This is a genomic window from Leptolyngbya sp. FACHB-1624, from assembly GCF_047649235.1.
Lineage (GTDB): Bacteria > Cyanobacteriota > Cyanobacteriia > Leptolyngbyales > Leptolyngbyaceae > Leptolyngbya > Leptolyngbya boryana.
In genome coordinates this window covers 2,835,271-2,854,735 of record NZ_CP180258.1, presented here as the reverse complement: position 1 = coordinate 2,854,735, position 19,465 = coordinate 2,835,271, and the positions used below count along the sequence as shown (strand labels likewise).

The 19,465-nt window shown below is 47.9% G+C and carries 16 protein-coding genes and 1 tRNA gene; 3 read left to right on the top strand and 14 right to left on the bottom strand.

What is annotated here, in order from left to right:
- Positions 1-9: 9 nt before the first annotated feature.
- The 13 genes from ACMUEV_RS13250 to ACMUEV_RS13190 form a co-directional block, all read right to left on the bottom strand.
- Positions 10-516, bottom strand: a complete 507-nt coding sequence (locus ACMUEV_RS13250; protein ID WP_190653657.1) for a hypothetical protein — start codon at positions 514-516, stop codon at positions 10-12.
- 3 nt (positions 517-519) lie between these two features.
- A complete protein-coding gene (locus tag ACMUEV_RS13245; protein ID WP_190653658.1) occupies positions 520-975 on the bottom strand; it encodes a DNA phosphorothioation-associated protein 4 in 456 nt (151 codons plus the stop codon).
- A 74-nt stretch (positions 976-1,049) separates the two neighbouring features.
- Positions 1,050-1,931: an Rpn family recombination-promoting nuclease/putative transposase gene (locus tag ACMUEV_RS13240; protein ID WP_199329749.1), complete on the bottom strand. Its 882-nt coding sequence runs from the start codon at positions 1,929-1,931 to the stop codon at positions 1,050-1,052.
- A gap of 11 nt (positions 1,932-1,942) precedes the next feature.
- Complete coding sequence (locus ACMUEV_RS13235; RefSeq protein ID WP_190653659.1) at positions 1,943-3,997, bottom strand: AAA family ATPase; 2,055 nt, start codon at positions 3,995-3,997, stop codon at positions 1,943-1,945.
- Positions 3,994-4,158: a hypothetical protein gene (locus ACMUEV_RS13230; protein ID WP_190653660.1), complete on the bottom strand. Its 165-nt coding sequence runs from the start codon at positions 4,156-4,158 to the stop codon at positions 3,994-3,996. The genes ACMUEV_RS13235 and ACMUEV_RS13230 overlap by 4 nt, the downstream gene beginning before the upstream one ends.
- A gap of 5 nt (positions 4,159-4,163) precedes the next feature.
- Positions 4,164-6,281 carry a DNA phosphorothioation system restriction enzyme gene (locus tag ACMUEV_RS13225; protein WP_415354773.1) on the bottom strand — a complete coding sequence of 706 codons (2,118 nt, stop codon included), beginning with the start codon at positions 6,279-6,281 and terminating at the stop codon, positions 4,164-4,166.
- A 124-nt stretch (positions 6,282-6,405) separates the two neighbouring features.
- On the bottom strand, positions 6,406-7,104 hold the full coding sequence (gene xerC / locus ACMUEV_RS13220; RefSeq protein ID WP_199329750.1) for a tyrosine-type recombinase/integrase: 699 nt from the start codon (positions 7,102-7,104) through the stop codon (positions 6,406-6,408).
- Positions 7,105-7,122: 18 nt separating this feature from the next.
- Positions 7,123-7,632, bottom strand: a complete 510-nt coding sequence (locus ACMUEV_RS13215) for an Arm DNA-binding domain-containing protein (protein WP_199329751.1) — start codon at positions 7,630-7,632, stop codon at positions 7,123-7,125.
- A gap of 199 nt (positions 7,633-7,831) precedes the next feature.
- Positions 7,832-7,904, bottom strand: a tRNA-Met gene (locus ACMUEV_RS13210).
- A 98-nt stretch (positions 7,905-8,002) separates the two neighbouring features.
- The gene (locus ACMUEV_RS13205) at positions 8,003-9,838 is read right to left on the bottom strand and encodes a peptidoglycan DD-metalloendopeptidase family protein (RefSeq protein ID WP_017288629.1); all 1,836 of its coding nucleotides are present in this window, start codon (positions 9,836-9,838) and stop codon (positions 8,003-8,005) included.
- An 809-nt stretch (positions 9,839-10,647) separates the two neighbouring features.
- Positions 10,648-11,109 (bottom strand): tRNA (cytidine(34)-2'-O)-methyltransferase, encoded by a 462-nt coding sequence (locus tag ACMUEV_RS13200; RefSeq protein WP_190653661.1) that lies wholly within the window; start codon positions 11,107-11,109, stop codon positions 10,648-10,650.
- A gap of 388 nt (positions 11,110-11,497) precedes the next feature.
- A complete protein-coding gene (locus ACMUEV_RS13195) occupies positions 11,498-12,418 on the bottom strand; it encodes a tetratricopeptide repeat protein (RefSeq protein WP_190653662.1) in 921 nt (306 codons plus the stop codon).
- A 179-nt stretch (positions 12,419-12,597) separates the two neighbouring features.
- Positions 12,598-12,903 (bottom strand): hypothetical protein, encoded by a 306-nt coding sequence (locus ACMUEV_RS13190; RefSeq protein ID WP_026148689.1) that lies wholly within the window; start codon positions 12,901-12,903, stop codon positions 12,598-12,600.
- Positions 12,904-13,111: 208 nt separating this feature from the next.
- Between ACMUEV_RS13190 and ACMUEV_RS13185 the strand changes: the two genes are divergently transcribed.
- Together ACMUEV_RS13185 and ACMUEV_RS13180 are read left to right on the top strand one after the other, a co-directional pair.
- Complete coding sequence (locus ACMUEV_RS13185) at positions 13,112-13,615, top strand: helix-turn-helix domain-containing protein (RefSeq protein WP_415354688.1); 504 nt, start codon at positions 13,112-13,114, stop codon at positions 13,613-13,615.
- A 20-nt stretch (positions 13,616-13,635) separates the two neighbouring features.
- On the top strand, positions 13,636-14,187 hold the full coding sequence (locus tag ACMUEV_RS13180) for an IS630 family transposase (RefSeq protein WP_415354687.1): 552 nt from the start codon (positions 13,636-13,638) through the stop codon (positions 14,185-14,187).
- A 26-nt stretch (positions 14,188-14,213) separates the two neighbouring features.
- Here the strand turns inward: ACMUEV_RS13180 and ACMUEV_RS13175 are convergent, their stop codons facing one another.
- Entirely contained in the window at positions 14,214-14,594 is a 381-nt protein-coding gene (locus ACMUEV_RS13175; protein ID WP_017288634.1) for a response regulator, read from the bottom strand.
- 630 nt (positions 14,595-15,224) lie between these two features.
- Here ACMUEV_RS13175 and ACMUEV_RS13170 point away from each other — a divergent pair.
- Positions 15,225-19,430 carry a CheR family methyltransferase gene (locus tag ACMUEV_RS13170; protein WP_190651925.1) on the top strand — a complete coding sequence of 1,402 codons (4,206 nt, stop codon included), beginning with the start codon at positions 15,225-15,227 and terminating at the stop codon, positions 19,428-19,430.
- Positions 19,431-19,465 lie beyond the last annotated feature (35 nt).

The following is a 19,465-nucleotide window of genomic DNA, read 5'->3' as shown; positions in this document are numbered from 1 at the left end:
ACCCTGTATTTAGTGATGCCCCAAACCCTGCATTAATTGCTCAACTTGGTCAAGTCTAGTATGAAACCATTTCTGAATCAGGATTGTTGTTAAGCTAGTTCTTGTTGATGGCTCTTGTAGTAGTTCAAATAGAGCATCATCGATTTGAGCATATTTGACTGCCTGCTTTACTTCTTGAAAGGTCTTCAGCTTTATCTTGGATGTGATAATCTTTCTGAAACCTGGATTTGGTGTCAGATGCCAAAATTTGTCTCCTTGCAAGTGAAAGTAAGGTCTAGATATGTCTGGATTATGACGCTCTGAGCCTAGATAGCTCCAGACCTGCAAGAAAGTATCAATCAAGGTAGAAGATAGAAGGATTTGATTTCGTTTGATTGCACCTACTCTGATTAATTCAATCACAGTTAGAACCAAAATCGGCTTATGTGGAGCAATACCGTGAGCGCGATCGACTCGCAATCGTGAAAACCGAATCGAGTAATACTTCAATTGCTCCAAGTGATCAAAAGTAGGCATACATCACTCGAAGAACATACTAAGATTGATGTCTTCATCTTGTGGAAGCTTAGTCTTACTCAGAATTAGTAGAATTTGTTTTGTGTAGTCCTCAGCCCCGAACAATTCACTCTTTAGAATTCTGAATCCTGCATTTGCGTACTCTTCAAATACCCTAAGTCGCAGATTCTCATATTCTTCAGTCGAAGCAAGCGTTTTTGGGTTTGCTGTTGCTGTAATCGCAAGCAAATTGATCACAGACTCATACCCTCTGGTGAAGAACTGCTCTTGCGGAATTGGATCAGGCTCTTTCAAAGAGATTTTTTCTAAAGGCTCGCGTTTCTTGTGTTTTGCACCGATTACCGCCGCGAAAGCCACAACATCTGCATAAGTTTGAAACGGTGAACTAGCAGTTTCAGAACTCTTTAGTGATCGAATGAATTCAGCTTTATCCTTTGCGACTCTAACTCTACCTTTCATAAATTGACGATCGCGCAATCGCCCCTATCTTAAACCTCTTCAGGAGCTTTGAGCATTTTTTATCTGCGATCGCGCTACCCCTTCTGTCCAAACCGATCGATCAACTCCTCACGCGACAACCGAATCAACAAAGACATCCCCTCAGCGACCGGAACCGCCAGCACCGCCTCAACCACGATCGACAAATCCTCATCCAAATCGCCAAATCTGGCTTTAAGCAAACTCTCGATCGCCTCACGCTGCCCTTCTTGTCGCCCTTCTTGTCGCCCTTCTTGTCGCCCCTCCTGTCGTCCCTCTTGTCGCCCTTCTTGCAGAGCTTCCTGATAAACTCGACTTCGCTTTAGATCATCTAATCCCAGCATAGATTGAATTTCCTCCCGGCTTAACGATGCAAATTTATAAACAACGATGGTCTCAATCAAATCAATTATCGCTTGGCTTGAAGCTTCGTTGATAGCTTCCTCCTGTGTGCGTTCAATTAATTGCCTCGCCTGCGTGACAGCCGTTTCTTCTGGCTCGACAACCAACTTGACCACCCCAACGCTCAAGGGCAACTCTGCCACCGATCCCAATTCATTCAAATAAATTCGTCGCACTTTGGGGCTATTTACCAGAACCTGATACAACCTGGACTGATCCGGTTCTATGCTCCGATCAGGATAAATTAAGACCCCCTGCCAATCATAAGTGTCTGGATTCTGATCCAGGTAGAGAAAGAGTTCAGCAAAAAATCGATGATGCAGCCGTTGGTCTTTTTGCATCTGAATTTCGCAGAAGTAGGCTGGGCGATCGTCCCCAGTCGGCAACAAAACACCATCAATCCGAAAAGCAGTTTGCTTGAGTTCAACAGAACGAAACGTATAATCTCTAGCGGTTTCTCCAGATTCTCCGATGAGTTCAAAGAAAATGCTGGGCGCAAGTTGGAAAATTCGATAAAACAGGCTATCCGTCTTCATCGATCAGCCCCTCAACGATCGACTTCCACGATCTCTGTATATTCAAACTCATTCGGGCTTTGCCGAACTAAAGGATACGTTTCGCCGTTTAGCTCGATCGATTCCGACTGCCCCTCCAACTTTGCCGAATTAAACACCAATACATATTCTTTGCCAATATACGGAGCCATTTCCGTTTCAACCTCTCCGCGCCACTGAGTTTTGGTTGCCAAGACAACCAATTGATCTGCCAACCCCGGAATCAGCTTGGCAATCTGGCGACGGTAATTCTCATCTAACGTCCCAAAGGGCGAATCCATCACGATCGGGAAACTACTGTCCGCTAACCCAAGCAGAGAATGTTTCTTGCTCCAATAGCGAACGCGATCGATAATACTACCAATAAATGAAAGGCTCAGAATTTGGTTCTCCCCGGTCGATGGAGCTACAACACTCTCCCCATCCATCAGAGTTTCGACCAGAACCAATTCGTAATTTTCGGTTAGTTTTGGCACTTGAGTCTTAAACGAAACTTGCCGAAAAATCTCGCGTACCTTCATTTCCAAGACAGCGCGAAACTTTTGATCGACTCGTCGGCGTACTTCTTCGATTCGAGCGATCGCATCTTCGGTTGCCGCAATTTGCCGTTTGATCTGTGCCTGTTGCTTGCTCTTTGCCTTGAGATCTTTGATTTGCTTATTCAGGTTTGATACCTCTGCATCAAGCTCTTGAATGTCCCGAAACGCATTTTCATCTTCTCGATGCAGTTCAATAATCTTGTTCTCAATCTGCTCTAATCGCTGCTCCATGCCTTGCACATTCACATCTTCGTTGCCTTTCAACTGTTCCCGAATGTCGTCAAGCTGCGTTTCTAGCGTCGAGAGATGACGGCGCAAATTCTCAATACTGGCTTGCTCTTGCTCCACTTCCGCCCAAAACTCAGGAATCTGCCGTTCGATGCTGCTCACTTCCCCGCCCATGCGAATGACCGCCTCTTCTACATCCTGAATTCCAGAACGATCGAGCCACGATTCAACTTGCTTTCTCGCTTTCGTTCCCGCTTTCAACGGAGTGCCACAGATGCACGATTCTCCCTCCAGCAAATCCTCTACAAATTGCTGCTTGATTCCAGCCGGAAGCTCTCCCCGTTGCCGTAATTCATCTGCCAAAGTGCGAAATTGCGCGATCGCATCGGTTAAAAACACGGTATAGCCCCGCGCTGAGATTGTGCGTCGGAGTTTATCTTCACTACGGTCTAACTGTGCTTGAATCTCTTCAACTTGCTGCTTCAGATCGTCTCGTCGTGCCTGAATTTGCCCAATTTGATCGTAGGTTCGCAATGCGGCACTCGTCTGGGCTTGCAAATATTTCTGGTCGTCAATCTCGATTGACAGTGCTTCTCGTTTGACTTCAAGTTCTGTCTTCTCAGCAAGCAGATCGTTTTTAGCTTGAACCAGGCGTTTTGTCTCAGGATCGCCAATTTCTGCAAGCTCTTTATCCAGCGATCGACGCGCCTCTTTCAGGTGATTGATCGCACGATCCAAAACTTCCACACTCAATAAGGTTTTGATCGCTTTCGCAATTTCTGATTTGTTCTCAGATTTTGCCATGCGATCGATGCGTTCCCCATCAAAGAAGAAGTAACGATGCAAGCTATTTGGCAAAACCTGTCCAATTTTGTCCTCTGGTAATTCGGGCGGTTTAACTAACTTGTTATTGATTTGCAGTGCTAGTTCGCCACCTTGTTCTTGAAGGTCGTCTGAATTTGTTTTTTCGAGGTAACACGATCGACGGGCACGATAACGATTGTTGTTATGTTCAAACACCACTTCAACCCAGCAATCAACACGGCTGTTTAATGCGGCTTCTGCGATCGCGCGTTTATTAATATGCTGCTCTGGCGACGCGAATGCACCTGTGTGCTGCCCATACAACACCCAAGTAAACGCATTCAGCAAAGTCGTTTTGCCTGCACCATTATTGCCGTGAATCACGGTCACGCTTCGCCCTGAGAAGTTAGCAAATTCAATTTCAACTTCACCCCAAAACTGGCGAAAATTAAATAGCTTGATCGAGAGTAGCCTCATTCAACGGCATCCTTGATAATTTTGAGAATGTCTGCTTTAATTCTGGGTCGATCTGAGTGTATATTCTCTTTCTCCAACAGAATCACAGCTCGAATAATTTTTTCAACCTCGGCAGGTGCGGTTGTAATGGGTTCTTCAATGTCATTGGTGTCTGCGCTCATGATGATCAGAGGTCTAACAATTGATACTTTTCTTGCAACGGTAACAGTATTTTCCTTGCCTGTCCGCTATTGATCGCTAAGTCTGCGAATTCAATAAAGCGCCGTAGCTCTTTTCGGAGCAGCGATCGCTCTGTGTTCCAGGATTCCCGACCCAAATTAGGTGGAATCACAATCATGTCAAACAGTTCTGCTCTCTCCTTGCCTGGACTCGGACGTAGAATGCGCCCTCGCCGCTGGATGAATTGACGGGGGTTACTGCTGCTTGCCAAGATCACTGCTGACTGAATGGCTGGAATATCCACGCCTTCATCGAGACAGCGAATTGCCACCAACCCTCGCAAACTCCCTTGAGCAAATTGTTGCCGAAGCTCTTCCCGCTCAACGAGCGTTGTTTCTGCGGTGTAGGGTTTGACCCGATACCCCAACTCATCTTGCAGTAAAGCCGTCACTGCGGCAAGATGGCGAGTACTTTCTTGCGTCACCTCATCTTCCACCGAGCCATCTCCACAGTAGAACAAGGTATGACGGGTTTGAAGCCGATTCAGCATCAGAGTTCGTAAAGCCTCTAACTTGTTGACTGCCGCTCCCACGAGCCGAGCGCGTTGCATCAACAGAGCTGTCAATGCCTCGTTTTCGTTGATATCACCTCCGATTGCAATCGCTCGACCAATTTTACTGCTCAGTTCGGCGTACTGGTCAATTTCTGCTTCCGTCAATTCAACCAAAATTGGATAGTAAAGATAGGGAACCAGAGCTTTGGCAGCGATCGCATCTTTGAGCGTAAACTCTGGCTCTAATACAGAACCGAAATAATCAAATAGTCTTTCACTGCCCTGTTCATCAAAATATCGTTCTGGTGTTGCAGAAAGTCCCAAGCGCAGAGGAATCGCTTGAGGCAGACTCGCCTCCAAACGAGTTGCCCCCAAATTATGTGCCTCATCGCCGATAATCATCGATCGCCTTGGAAAGAACTGGAGTTGAGATTGCAAGCTCTCTCGAATCAAGGTTGCATTCGTGGTAATCACCGTAATGAAAGGTTGCCGCTCAGAATGGACAGCGAGTAATTGAGATTGCAACTCTCCCTGCCAATTTTGAACGGTTTCAAACGCTAAGATTGGCTCCAGCCCAAATTTCTGAGCTTCTTGTGCCCATTGAGTGACTAGATGACGGTAGGGACAGACAATCAGTAATCCTTGAAGTGGCTTATTCTGTTGAGAACTCTTGCGATAAAGTTCAGCCGCAATTGCCAATGCCGTAATCGTCTTACCACTCCCAGTCGCCATCTTCAGAGTGCCGCGACCTTTATTCGCAAACCAATTATCAATCGCCTGTTGCTGGTAGGGGCGAAGTACCAACCCGTCTGGCACCATGGGGTACAGAGATCGAGGTCTGGATGGAGACACTGAATACTCAGCTTCTGCCTCTTGTACAGATCGCGCTAAGGCTGGCATTCGTTCAGGACAAAGCTGGAGGAGCGATCGCTTTGCCGCCTCTGGAAACTCCAACACTTCGAGATTGGGTGTTCTGTTTTCCCAGAGTCGTTGGAAATCGTCAATCTTCTCAGCAATCCGCTCATCATCGCCCACTCGCCATGAGCGAAACACATCAATACATTCAAAGTTATTTCTCAACGCACTAACACTCTCATTTGCAGAACCTGAGAATACGACGGTATTCCCCGCTCCATCAGCAAATACGCCTAACTTCTCGTGATAAATTCCGTGATCAAGATTCCGATGAACTGCAAGTCTGATTTCTAGAAAGCCATGCCTCAACAACCAAGCAAGGCAAGCGAGGCGATCCAGAATCACCTGCTCCAAATCCTGTTCCAATTCTCGTGATAAAGCATCAGCGATCGCTTGCTCTCTTTGTTTCAGCCCTTGCTGAATCGCGTTAACATCTTCATCAGAAAGATGAGGCGAAGCAATTAACCGCATCCGCCCTTGAGAGTGAATAAATACATGGAGTCCTTGTGCTGCAACCGTTAACGAAGTGCTAGAAAAGAAGCCCACAGCGCGATCGTAGGTTATCGACTGCTGCAAGCAGGGAATGTAGAAGTCTTGGACGAGATCTGCGCGATCGCTCCGATATTGATTCCGAAGATCCAGTTCCTTTAAGCCCACGACTTCGCCCAGCTATCATCTATCTGAGTTTAGCCTCTCCTACAGGAATCACGCTTATCGATTCAAGCCTAGTCAAGAATCCGGCGACTTCGCTGTGATCAAAACGTAGCCGCCGGATCTACTTTTATCGCTCAGGATTAGTTAGAGGATTTCCTAAATCAAATGATGGCACTTGGATGTGAGAAATCGCACCTGCATAATGCTCCTCAATCACCGCCACTGAAGTTCCACACCAATCCGCGACTCGACGCGAGGGTACACCACTTTCCAAACAGAGCGTGATGAACGTGTGCCGACAGTTGTACTGGGGCAAATACTGCCGCACCTTCCCTTCCGCAACTAAGCGCTCAAGAATCGGCTTCCAAACTCGGTTCAAAAAGTTATGAGTGTGCAACTCTTTGCCATTCTTAGCCGGAAAGACCAGCATCTCTGGATGGCAGTCTTTGGGTCGAATCGTCTCGAACAGCTTCCGCAATTCTTCGTTAATCGGGAAATAGCGAGGCGCATGGGTCTTGGTATCCTTCCGAATACGAACATCGGTCGGCATAGCATCACAGAAGTAGATGCGATTTTTCTCAACGTGTTTCCACTTCAATGCGATCGCTTCCTCTGGTCGGCAGCCTGTGTGAAGCAGAAACTTTACATAGGGCGCATAGAAGGAATGACGCACGGGCGTGAACTTCGGGCAATAGGTGTCGTTTTCAAACGCGGCAAGAATGGCAGCGACACATTCCTTAGAAAACGGTTTCCTTGACACTCGGCTCGCTTTGCGGCTCTTAGTCTTGATTTCAGCCGCTAACTCCTTGAACGGGTTTTCGCTCACCAACTTCTTCCGAATCCCTCAATCGCAACAGGTGCTCAATTGTTTCAACGTTCGCTTGGCAGTCTCAGCCGCATACTTGCTGAGAAGGTGGGATTGAACTGCGATCGCATCTTCCAAGAACGGCTTCGGAAACTTCGCAATCCGCTTCTCGATTTTGCCGTAATCTCGGACGATAGTGCTTTTCTCCAAATGCTCCTGCTGAAACTCGGTGTACTTCTCCCACAGGTCAGCAAGATTCGTTTTGGGAGGTGGTGTAAAAATTGGTGTAACCGGAGTCGCAACGCTCATCGCCGATTGCGGCTTGTACTTCTCCAAAGTGACATCCAATCGTTCGTAAACGATGTCCGATTCGATCAATTTCGCTTTTGCCTCAGCAACGCGCCGATTAGCGATCGTATCAGTCAGACCCAAGGAGATGTAATGCCGTTTGCCTGCATAGCTGAATCGAAGCTGTAACCGATCGTTAGAAACCAGAACTGCAACGGAACCTTTATTGTGACGTTCTTTCGGCTGTTTTTTCGCTTGCATGGTGGTTACTCCTAAATAGCAGAGTGAACAGCACCCCTTGCAGTCCAAAGTAGGTCGGGAGCCTGGTAAACGGCTCAAAATCCGTACACCAGTTTTACACCAGTTTTCGCTCCAAAAACGTCTAAAAACGTCCAACGCAAAATTGGAGAGATCCTTGAAAGAACCTCTCCAAGCGCTTTCTACTGCTTGATTTCCTTAATGGCTCAGGCGAGATTTGAACTTGCGACCTTGGGCTTATGAGTCCCCTGCTCTAACCACTGAGCTACTGAGCCTTACAACATTCCAATAATATCACAACTGTAACTACAAATAAAGCCCTATTTTGGAAGAAGCCTTCAAGGGAAGGTTGACCCTCCCCTTGAAGATCAATCTAACTTCGAGACTGAGGCAACAACGCGATCGGGTTTACAGCCCCCCGACCGGGTACATGAACTTCAAAATGTGAGTGAGGACCCGTACTGAAACCTGTACTTCCCATCTCAGCAATTTGCTGCCCTTGTCGGACTTGTTGACCCACACGAACCAGAATCCGGTTGTTGTGAGCATAGAGCGTCACACTACCATCTGCATGCTCAACTTCCACAAGCTTCCCGTAACCGCCATCATTCCAGCCAGCCGTCACAACTTTACCGGAAGCGGCTGCAACAATCGGAGTCCCAACCGGAGCTGCGATATCGATCCCTTTGTGCATCCGTCCCCAACGCCAGCCATAAGGAGAAGACAATACCCCTTTCGCAGGCCACATATAGCCCTTGAAGCGATCTCCTGGCATATAAGCGTCGGAGCGCCCCAGAGGCGGCAAGTTCGGCGAAACCGTCTTGCCAACCGGAGAACGCAGAATAGGCGCGTAAGACTCAGATCCAGCTGGCGCAGTCGCAACCACTTGACGCTGTGGCTTCGGTGCGTCTGCTAACATTCGCTCTAAACGCGTTTGACCGGAGTTGTTTACATCAGAACTATTGGCACTACGGCTCGTCGTGCGAAGGGAAGAGACCGTACGATTCGGGTTGAACTGAGGATTACGACGAGAAGAAACTGCTTCGGCTGCCTTCGGCGCTTCACGATTTACAGAGCGAGATTGATAGCGTTCTCTCAGTCGCGAGATTTCGCCCAGCAAGGTATTCACGTACTGATCGTCAGATCGGCGCACATCCACCTGTTGAACTTCAGGCGCGCGATTACGAGCAGGGCGGAATGCAAACTGGCGGGCATCACCGCCAATCGCTAATGGCACACTCGGATTTTGAGTCGATGCCAAACTGGGGACGGTCGGAACCTGGATATCAGCAGGAGCCTGTACTGATGCAACAGGAGCTTGTGGGGCTGGCTCAGGGAGAGCTTGAGCAACCAGAGATTGACCTGATTTTTGAGGAACTTGAATGAATTGGTTTGCCTGCACCAAATTGGGGTTATTCAGGCGATTCAGTGCTGCTAGGTCGCGAGCCGTCATGCCATGCGCTTGTGCGATCGAGGAAAGCGTTTCACCTGGATTCACTCGATATGTGACAAGCTGCTGTGACTCTGCCTGAGGCATGATCGCAACGGTTTGAGATTGTGCTGGCTCCTCAGACTTCAACTCCGCCAAACTTTGCTTCAAGCGATCACGGTTTTGCTTCAATTCAGCGAGTGCCGTTTGCTTAGGTTTTGCGACAACCGATGCTACACGTTCCGATGTGGACTGGACTTGCGGTTGCGCGGGAATCACCGGAATAGATTTGAGATTCGGTAACGACTTGATGGGAGCGCCACTGATAGTAGCTGCCATACGATCGCCCATCGGTACCTGTAAAACTTGTCCTACCGAGAGGACTGCATTGGCTTGCAAGCTATTTAGATTCGCTAGCTTTGCAGCGTCGATGCCGTAGAGTTCGGCAATCTTCCAGAGTGTTTGACCCTCTTGAACAGTATGGGTCGTCGTGGAAGCAGCAACTGCAGTCGGTGCAGTGGCGGTGGGCGCATCTACCGAAGCAGGCGTGCCAGGTGTCAGGTCAGACGCTGTCGAATCAGTGGGGACAGCCGCTTGTGCCTGTTGGGGCGCAGCAAGTCCGTAAGCACCGACTGAGAAAGCGAGTCCAAACATGGCAGCAGAGGTCCGAACGGTTCGGGATGTCTCTTGGGGCAACTGCCGGGGCTGTTCTTCAGCGCTTTCGGGTTCGATCGCGCTAAACAGAACTGAGTTTGCGTCTTGCGGAACTGCTCGTTTCAAAAAAACGACCTCCTAAAGTGTGCAGCATTTAACTGTCATCGAGTGCGAAACCTTTTGCCAGTCACTCGATTTGGTTTTTCAAATCGTTCGGAGCCAATCCGGAGCCATTACTCAAACCAGGGAACCCGCTTCTCCCAAATTGGGAAAATCCGGAATGCTCGATGCATCTTTTCGTATCCGAAAGAATCGATAGCAGATATTCCAACTGGCTGTCAACTCGTCTGAGTTGAATAAACTGGCTGAATCCCAGATGCTGTAAGGCTGCAAAGAATTTAGAAAAATCCTTTGGCAACGAGGCAAAAATTAGGGGAGCCAGTGTGTTCATCAGGGTCAAGTGAGACAGAAAGTTTAGCTGATTTGGTGAACTCGGAGTGAATCATCCCGACTGAGATGTTTTAGAACAAATTCGAGATTTTAGTCAAGCCATTTGTCGTCCGTATTTGATGACAAGAAGTTAATGTAAAGAATATCATCGCTCAACCGTGAAATCATGCAGGCGACAGAGCACGTCTATTTGGTTTCTCTATGGTTTAGATTTCTGAAATCCAGTGTGGCTGGAGGTTTGAATATGATATTTACTCACAATTCAGTTGAATGAAGCTGGTAGAAAATCCGCGAGATTACGGACGCGAAGAATGAATTTTCAGATATGGATTTCTTATCTAAAAAGCGGCATTCGGTGATCTAAATAACTAATTAACTGTGAGAACGTTGCAAGTTGTGGGAGGAGCGATCGCGCTTGGGAAGAAATTGTGCGATCGCTCCTGCTCCTATCTATCTCATATCTATATATATATGTGGGAAAACAACTAACTCAGGTACCCGAGTTGACGGCGCGCTTCAAACAGCCCAAGTGCGGCGCTGACCGAGAGGTTGAAGCCACGCACTGCAGGTTGAGTAATGGGAATATAGGCAAGAATTGGGCAAGTCTGCATCACGTCGTCAGGCAGACCTGCGGTTTCACAACCAAACAAGAGCCAGTCATCGTCTCGATACTGAATTTGGGTGAAGTTCTGGGTCGCTTTGGCACTGAAGCCGATCCAGCGTCCACCCTGGTTTTGAGAGTAAGTTTGGAAGTCGTCGATCGAATCGTGAACCGTGAGGTTGACGTATTCCCAGTAGTCGAGACCCGCACGCTTGAGATAGCGATCGCTAATTTCAAAACCTAGCGGGGCAACGAGGTGAAGTTCAGTTTGAGTTGCGGCACAAGTGCGGGCGATATTACCTGTATTGGGCGGAATTTGGGGATGAACGAGAACAACTTTAGGCATGAGTTAATCGATACTTTGGATGAGAATGAACGAGATCCTGCTTAAAAAGTAGAAAATCATGCTCATATACGATTTTTTAATGATTGAGCACAAAGAAGAATTGATTAAATATTCTAATTACATCGGCATATCCACCGAAAGTGAGATAAACCTCCTTGATTTGTTATCAATTTCCAACTTTTTAGTAGAAAAACTTGTGGTTTCTCTCAGATAAGCTCAGGCAGATCGCTTAGAAGATCCAGACATATCGCTGAGCAAGAAAATTAGCTAGAATTCCGATAGGATAAGGGTTTTCGTAATCTAGATTACAATTTATCGACAAACAAAAAAGCCAGGTTGGAAAATTTTTTCTCCAATTTCTGGCTTTTTTAGGAATGAGATAGACGCTCTAATTGCTTTGAGCAGGATTTGTGGGAGCCGCTCCTGGATTTGGCATAGCGGGAGCAGAATTGGTTGGGCTAGTAGTTGGGCTAGTGGTTCCCGACTCTGAAGCTGAAGGTTGAGTTGTACTTAACCGAGTGATTTGATCTTTAAATTGAGCAGGTGCAAGAGAGGTCGCTTTATCAAAGAGCGGTTTTGCCTCATCGTTTTTACCCTGTTCCTTCAGCACTAGGGCTTTGTAGAGAACTGGCTGAAAATCGTTGGCATTGGTTTTAGACGCGTCATCAAACGTGGTTAAAGCTTCGTCATAGCGTTTTTGAGACGCAAAAACTTTGCCGAGTAAGACTTGAACTGCAGTGGTATCTACACTATTCGGCTGAGTTTTATTGGCGGTTGGAGCTTGTTTGAGGGTGTCTTGTAACAGCCCGATCGCGGCTTCAGGACGTTTTTGTTTGATTAATAAGTCTGAAATTCCAGCGAGCGCATTCAGATCACCGGGTTTGGATTGCAAAATATTGCGGTAAGCTTGTGCGGCTCCTTCTGGATCGTTCAACTGCTGTTTTGCCTGAGCGAGCAGAACGGCATATTCAGTCTGATTCGGATTGAGTTTGACGAGTTTTTCGAGCGGGTCAATCACCCCTTTAACATCGTTGAGCTTGAGCCGCGCTTCTAAAAGCCCGCGCAGAGCAGTCGAGTTTTCGGGTTCACGCTTGAGAACTTCTTCGTAGCCTCTCGCTTGTGCTTCGATATCCGCTTTTTGATCTTGAGGAGTGGCGGCTTGAGAAGGGCTAGGATTTGGCTTATTGGCTTGTGAGTTACTGCTAATCGCAGAGGTAACCAGGGGTAACATCGTCACACCCAATAAGCCGACCGTTGCCACGATTAAGACAAGGTTCAGGAGCCAACGATTTTTGCGCGTTTCGGTCACGGGATTACCTCACAGTTCTTTGCAGAAGTCAACAGGCTAAATGGGATTAGCAGATTCAACGATAGCGCAAAGTTGTGAAATGGAGGCGGAAATGTGGGGAGTGGGGAGATAGGGGGTGAGGAGAGCAGTAGAGATCTCACATCATTTGCTTTTACCCTACTCCCTACTCTCTACTTAAACTAGGCTTGAGCAGGTCGCTGAGTTGCCACTGGCGTAGACGACGATCGCGGTTCTGCTGCAGGGTCAACTTCTTTCAGTTCGATGTGATTTAACAGCGTCGTGACGAATGCAAATAGGAGAAAGGGGAGCGATAAAACGAGAATTAAACCGACCGTTGCAAGTGCGTAGATAGGGCGACTTGCACCCATCATTGCCATTGCAGATGCCAAACTGAGAAAAATGACGATCAACCAAACAATAATCTGACCGTAGATGTCGCCAAACGAGAGCGTACAGACCATTCGGTAACGGTGCATGTTATTCATAATGCTCCAAACATCAGCAAGATTTGAGAGATTATCTAAACGTAACGCTGATCAACAGATGGAGTCGATTTCTCAAGAATATTGAAAGGATCTGTAATTTTCCCTCAAGGCAATGATCCGCAGTGGGGTAGAAAAGTTAATCATACCAAATTGAAAAAACAGAGTAACAAATGAGAGAATAGGTTCTGTCGGGTGGAGAAAAACAGCAATGGCAGGCGTGACTCGCATCAAAATTCAAGAAACAGTCGCAGAACTCGAAGCTCTGATTCAACAGCAATCGAATCCGAACCTAAAGGAGCGGTTGCAAGTGTTGTACTTGCTGAAGTTACCGAATGCTCTGAGCATTAGCGAGATTGCAAAAGTCGTCGGACGGAACCGTGGGAGTGTGCAACGCTGGTTGAAGCAGTACCGTAGCACTGGACTTGCCAGCTTGCTGGAGACCCGGCAAAGTCCAGGACGACCGCAAGTTATTCCGGCTTGGGCAGTCAAGAGCTTAAAGCAGCGCTTAGATGACCCTGAAACTGGCTTTGGAAGCTATACCCAAGTGCAGCAGTGGTTATCCGACAATTTGAACGTCCAAGCTGAGTATGCCACGGTGCATCATCTGGTGCGATATCGCTTGGGGGCAAAGTTGAAAGCCGCTCGTCCAGTTCATGCCAAGCAGAATCCCGAAGCCCTGGAGGCATTTAAGCAAACCTCAGCGATGACCTAATTCTGCTCAAGCAGTATGCGATGATCGCCAAACCGGAATTTAAGCGACTGCGCTACTTTGCTCAAGATGAAAGTCGGTTTGGCTTGAAAACGACCGTCGGACGGTTGATCACAAGCCTGGGAGTCAAACCGCTTGGCAGTTGGCAATGGCAGTTCAAAGCCTTCTGGATTTATGGAGCCGTGGAACCGACGACCGGAGAGCAGTTCTTCTTGCAATTTACGCATGTCGATAGTGACTGCTACCAGCTTTTTCTCGACCAGTTTTCTCAAGTCTATCCCGATAGTCTCAACATTCTCCAAGTGGATAACGGAGCCTTTCACAAAGCCAAAGACCTGATTCTTCCCGACAACATCATCTTGCTGTTTCAACCGCCGTATTGCCCGGAGTTAAATCCGATTGAGCGATTGTGGCAGCACTTGAAAAAGGATTTGCGTTGGGCATTGTTCAAAAATCTGACTCAGCTACAAACCAAGGTAGATGGACTGATTGCCGATTTAACGACTGAAACGGTTGCTTCTGTGACTGGTTTTAGCTTTATCGTAGATGCACTATCTGTCGCAGGAATTTTTTGATTTGGTATCAAATTGCGGCAGGCGGATCAGTTTGACGTGGCTGAGCGAGACAGTAAATAGTCGATCGCACTTAACATCTCAGCAGGTGGACAGGGTTTGATCATGTAGGCATCTGCGCCTTGTTTCATTCCCCAATAGCGATCGAAGTCTTCACCTTTGATCGAACAGATCATGACGGGAATATTCTGGCTGCGCGGATCGCTTTTGATCCAACGGCAAAGTTCATAGCCATTCATCCGTGGCATGACCACATCGGTAATGACTAAGTCGGGTGGATGTTTTTGAATGACGGATATGGCATCAACACCATCATTCGCAACGGCAACATCAAATCCTTGATGCCGCAATTCGGTAGAAATGAGTTCTCGCACAACCGCGCTATCGTCCACGACTAAAACCCAACTCATAGCGATTCCTTCCACTCAATCTGGTATCTAGCCTTATATTTGAATTATTCATCCAACTGTAGACCGCTTCCGAGAAAAATCTGTGAAGAGAGTGTGAAGGGGTTAAATAACCTGAGTCTCCAACGAAGGCGTAACAGCAGGAAACGGATTGTGAAACCGACGATGGAATTTCTAATCCCTCAATACCGCAAGAAGAACGTTGAGAGATTGACGCGTTTGTCGGCTAAAAATCTTTGCAGCAGAATCAACTATCCCAAGGAGAGAGGTGCAGAAACACTCTAATCTTATTTGACAGACGCTGTAATCTTAATTTACTATCTGGCGTTTTACCTGTTAGGTTTTTGATAGAGCATCTGAAGGTTCTTACCTTCATGAAAACCTCTGAATCTCATCTGGCTGCTGTAAGTGCTTTAGTTTTGGCTCTCTACGGATTCACTCAAAAGTAATACTCTGCAAACTAGGCGTAACGGTAGCTTTGTTCAATCGGCAGGAGAATGATTGAACAAAGCCAACATCACTAGAAATTCGGCAACTACGAATCTTGCTGATTGAGATTAGTCAGTTTGAAATTGTGGCAGATCAAGAGATGGCTGACCGTCTACTTACCCAGTACTTTCCAGGTAACCCTCAATGGCTTCTAACGTTCCCTCTTCTGATGATGATTCAACCTCGTCAACTTCAGCTTCTAGCGCGGCTCCAGTTGAATCTTTTGCGATCGCTGGCATTGCCGCCTCTGCTGGAGGGCTAGAAGCATTTACCAGCCTGCTCGAACATTTACCCACTGATACGGGCATGGCGTTTGTACTCATTCAACATTTATCTCCTGACTACGAAAGCTTGCTATCTGAGATTCTGGGTCGAGTCACGGAAATGCCTGTAACTCAGGCGCAAGACGGAATGAGCATTGAGCCAAACCGAGTCTACGTCATTCCGCCGAACACTCAGATGACCGTTGTAAATGGGCTGTTGCGGCTGGCTCCCCGGCAAAAGATCGCTGGAAAATATATGCCAGCAGATGTCTTTTTCGAGTCTTTAGCCGCCGATCGTGGCGATCGATCGATCGGCATTGTTTTGTCGGGCACTGATGGAGATGGCGCGTTAGGACTGAAAGCCATTAAAGTGGCGGGTGGGATCACCTTCGCTCAATGCGAATCAACCGCAAAGTTTGACAGTATGCCGAGTACCGCCATCGCCACTGGCAACGTCGATCTTGTTCTGCCGCCGGAAGAGATTGCTGAAGAACTAATCAGGCTTAGTTGTAGCCCCTTTTTGGTTCATCCAGAGCCGCTTCAGATAGTGAAAGCAGTACTCAAGCCGGGGGATGCGCTCAGCATCATTTTTGCCCTCCTGCGAACCGCGACCGACGTTGACTTTACCCTTTATAAGCCAACGACCCTCGATCGACGGATTCGCCGCCGGATGCTGTTGCATAAGCTAGAAACGCTGGAAGACTACGCTCAGTATCTGCAAGCGCATCCGAGTGAAGTGCAGGCGCTCTATGAAGAAATTTTGATTCACGTCACTGAGTTTTTTCGTGATCCCGAAGCCTTTGAACAATTAAAAACCCAGGTTTTCCCGACCATCAGTGAACACAAGTCAGCCAGCACCCCGATTCGGATTTGGGTAGCGGGCTGTTCTACGGGCGAAGAAGTGTATTCGATCGCGATGTGTTTGTTGGAGTATTTTAGCGATCGCGCCACCGTGCCGCCGATTCAAATCTTTGCCACCGATATTAGCAACGCGGCAATTAACAAAGCCCGATCGGGCTTTTATGAAGAAGCTCAGATGGAAGCCGTGTCCCCAGAGCGCCGCAGCCGATTTTTTGTCCCCTTAGCGAGTGGGGGCTATCAAATTAGCAGCGCCATCCGCGAACTGTGTGTCTTTGCTCGACATAATTTAGGCGGCGACCCGCCGTTTTCCAACCTCGATCTGATTAGCTGTCGCAACGTGCTGATTTATCTATCCGATCCGTTGCAGGAACACATCATGGCTCTGTTCCACTACAGCCTCAATCTAACTGGTTTCTTGATGCTGGGGACTTCAGAGAGCGTCAAAACTGCTTCAGACCTGTTTCGCCCAGTCCATGAACCTACCAAAATTTATGCCAAAAAGTTTAGCCTGGCCCGTCCTTTATTTTCATTTACCTCGAATGCTCGTTCTGTCATGAGTACCGAGCAGCCGTCACTGATTGAATCGATCACCAGTAACTTTGACCTTGCTAGAGATGTTGACCAACTGATCGCCAATCGCTATGCGCCCGTGTCAGTTGTGGTGGATGAACAGATGCACATCCTGCACGTGCGAGGAGACACTGACCCTTATCTGAGGCTACCGCCCGGTACAACAGATTTAAATCTGTTGCTAATGGCGAGAGAAGGATTGGCAATTCCGCTCCGCTCCGCAATGTATCAAGCGCAAACGCAAAGACTTTCTGTTCGACAAGAGCAAGTTCAGATTGATGAAGGCGATCGCTCTGACCTGCTCAATCTGGAAGTGATTCCGTTTCAGCCTGCGATCGCCACAAGTCCAGTTTATTTTCTGCTGATTTTTGAAGCGGTTTTGCCTGTACCGGATCAATTGAGTTGCGCGATCGCTCCCAACTCAGAAACCGGAATCGAAAATCTAGAGCGGGAAGTCATACAGCTCCGGCAGGCGCTTGCTGCCGCCACGCAACGTGAACTTTCGGCGCAAGCTCATCTGCAAGCGGCGATTCAGGAACACAACTATCTCAACCAAAACCTACGGGTAGCAAACGAAGAGATTGTGTCGAGCAACGAAGAACTCCGCAGCACCAATGAGGAACTCCAAACGGCAAAAGAGGAGATCCAAGCGACCAACGAAGAACTCTCTACCACAAACGATGAACTTCGCAGCCGCAACTTGCGGCAAAACCGGGACAATAGTGACCTGAACAATTTTGTGGAAAGCATCAGTGTGCCGGTCGTCATGCTGACCAATGAATTGAGGATTCGCCGCTTCACCCCCGCTGCCCAGCGACTTTTTAATGTCATTCCCACAGATATTGGACGACCATTTAGTGACCTCCGCACCGACTTTGACGCAGCGAATCTAGAGTCGATGACGCTGGAGGTGTTAGAAACGCTCAACACACAAGAACAAGAGCTTCAAACGCGATCGGGCTACTGGTATACCGTCCGAATTCGTCCTTATCGCACCACGGAGAACCAAATCGATGGTGTCACGATAGTGTTCATGGATATTGACTCGCTCAAACGTCATGCCACCACCCTGGAACTGGCTCGCAATTATGCCGAATCGATCGTTGAAACTGTGCAAATTCCATTAATAGTGCTGGATGCTGATCTACGGGTAAATACGGCGAATCGGTCTTTCTACGAACTGTTTCAGACTTCTGCGGCTGAAACCGTGCAACATTCTCTGCTTGAGCTAGGCCACGGGCAATGGAATCTCCCTCAACTGAGATCGCTGCTCGAAGATGTGCTGGTCAATGACATCCAGATTCAGAACTTTGAGCTTGAGCAGCAGTTTGAGCCAGTTGGGCAGAAAACATTATTGCTCAATGCTTGCCGACTGCTCAATGAAGCCGATACGCTCATGATTTTGCTAGCGATCGAAGACATTACCGAGCGGCAGCAGTTTGAAATTGAACGCACTCGGCTGCTCGCTCAAGAACGAGCGGCTCGTGAGGACGCAGAAGCCGCCAACCGCGCCAAAGATGAGTTTCTTTCCAACCTCTCGCACGAACTGCGTAACCCTCTGACTGCCCTACTGGGCTGGGCACAAATGCTGCTGACCCGCAGCCTCGATCAAGCAACCGTAACCCGCGCCTTAGAAGTGATTGAGCGCAGTGCCAAAGCGCAATCTCAACTGGTTGAAGATATTTTAGATACTTCTCGAATCGTTAGCGGGAAGCTCAAGCTCAACACTAAATTGATCGATCTGCGCTTCATCGTACAAGCTGCGATCGAAACGGTTCAGCTATCAGCCGAGGCAAAAACGATTCAAATTGTTGCAGACTTAAGTTCTGTGAGAATTATCGGTGATGGCGATCGCTTACGGCAAGTTGTCTGGAATCTGCTCTCAAATGCGATCAAATTCACCCCTGAGTCGGGACGCGTCGAAGTCACACTCACTTCGGTCGGCAATCATGCTCAAATTCAGGTGAAAGATACCGGACAAGGAATTTCGGCAGACCTCTTACCGCACATTTTCGAGCGATTTCGTCAAGCAGATTCCAGCATGACAAAAGCCAGTTCTGGTCTGGGGCTAGGGTTAGCTATCGTCAAACATTTGGTAGAACTGCATGGTGGAACAGTTGAAGCAGAGAGTTCAGGTGAAGGGCAAGGAACCACGATCACGATTGTGCTACCGATGCAAAACGTTCCCCAGGAGTCTACACCGTCGAGCAGTTTAGAGCCGACTGTCTTAGAAGTTAGCGCAAGTCATTTGAGTGAACCTGTCTGCTCGTTAGAGGGGTTACAGATTTTAGCGGTTGATGATCAAGCTGATACGCTTGAAATCCTTAAATTTATGCTAGAACCTTATGGAGCCGAAATGCAGACGGTAGACTCTGCTAGAGCAGCTTTAGCGGCTCTCAGCGAAAATCCCAGCCGATATGGTTTGCTGATTTGTGACATTGGAATGCCGGAGGAAGATGGTTACTGGTTGATTCAACATGTGCGATCGTTTAGCCCAGAAGCCGGAGGACAAATTCCAGCGATCGCGCTGACTGCCTATGCTGGCGAAGAAGAACGCCAACGGGCGATCAATGCTGGGTTTCAAATGCACATTGCAAAACCGATCGAACCCGCTCAATTAGCAGGGCTGATTGCAGAGTTGGTAAGACGAATTTAGGATTTTGGCAGCAAAGTTGTGATTTCTTCTACTTC

Coding starts and splice junctions, on each gene's coding strand:
- ACMUEV_RS13250 (WP_190653657.1), bottom strand. CDS start 516: ATGCCTACTTTTGATCACTTGGAGCAATTGAAGTATTACTCGATTCGG.
- ACMUEV_RS13190 (WP_026148689.1), bottom strand. CDS start 12,903: ATGAATAACATGCACCGTTACCGAATGGTCTGTACGCTCTCGTTTGGC.
- ACMUEV_RS13230 (WP_190653660.1), bottom strand. CDS start 4,158: ATGAGCGCAGACACCAATGACATTGAAGAACCCATTACAACCGCACCT.
- ACMUEV_RS13240 (WP_199329749.1), bottom strand. CDS start 1,931: ATGAAGACGGATAGCCTGTTTTATCGAATTTTCCAACTTGCGCCCAGC.
- ACMUEV_RS13185 (WP_415354688.1), top strand. CDS start 13,112: ATGGCAGGCGTGACTCGCATCAAAATTCAAGAAACAGTCGCAGAACTC.
- ACMUEV_RS13245 (WP_190653658.1), bottom strand. CDS start 975: ATGAAAGGTAGAGTTAGAGTCGCAAAGGATAAAGCTGAATTCATTCGA.
- ACMUEV_RS13200 (WP_190653661.1), bottom strand. CDS start 11,109: ATGCCTAAAGTTGTTCTCGTTCATCCCCAAATTCCGCCCAATACAGGT.
- ACMUEV_RS13175 (WP_017288634.1), bottom strand. CDS start 14,594: ATGAGTTGGGTTTTAGTCGTGGACGATAGCGCGGTTGTGCGAGAACTC.
- ACMUEV_RS13180 (WP_415354687.1), top strand. CDS start 13,636: ATGATCGCCAAACCGGAATTTAAGCGACTGCGCTACTTTGCTCAAGAT.
- ACMUEV_RS13235 (WP_190653659.1), bottom strand. CDS start 3,997: ATGAGGCTACTCTCGATCAAGCTATTTAATTTTCGCCAGTTTTGGGGT.
- ACMUEV_RS13215 (WP_199329751.1), bottom strand. CDS start 7,632: ATGCAAGCGAAAAAACAGCCGAAAGAACGTCACAATAAAGGTTCCGTT.
- ACMUEV_RS13170 (WP_190651925.1), top strand. CDS start 15,225: ATGGCTTCTAACGTTCCCTCTTCTGATGATGATTCAACCTCGTCAACT.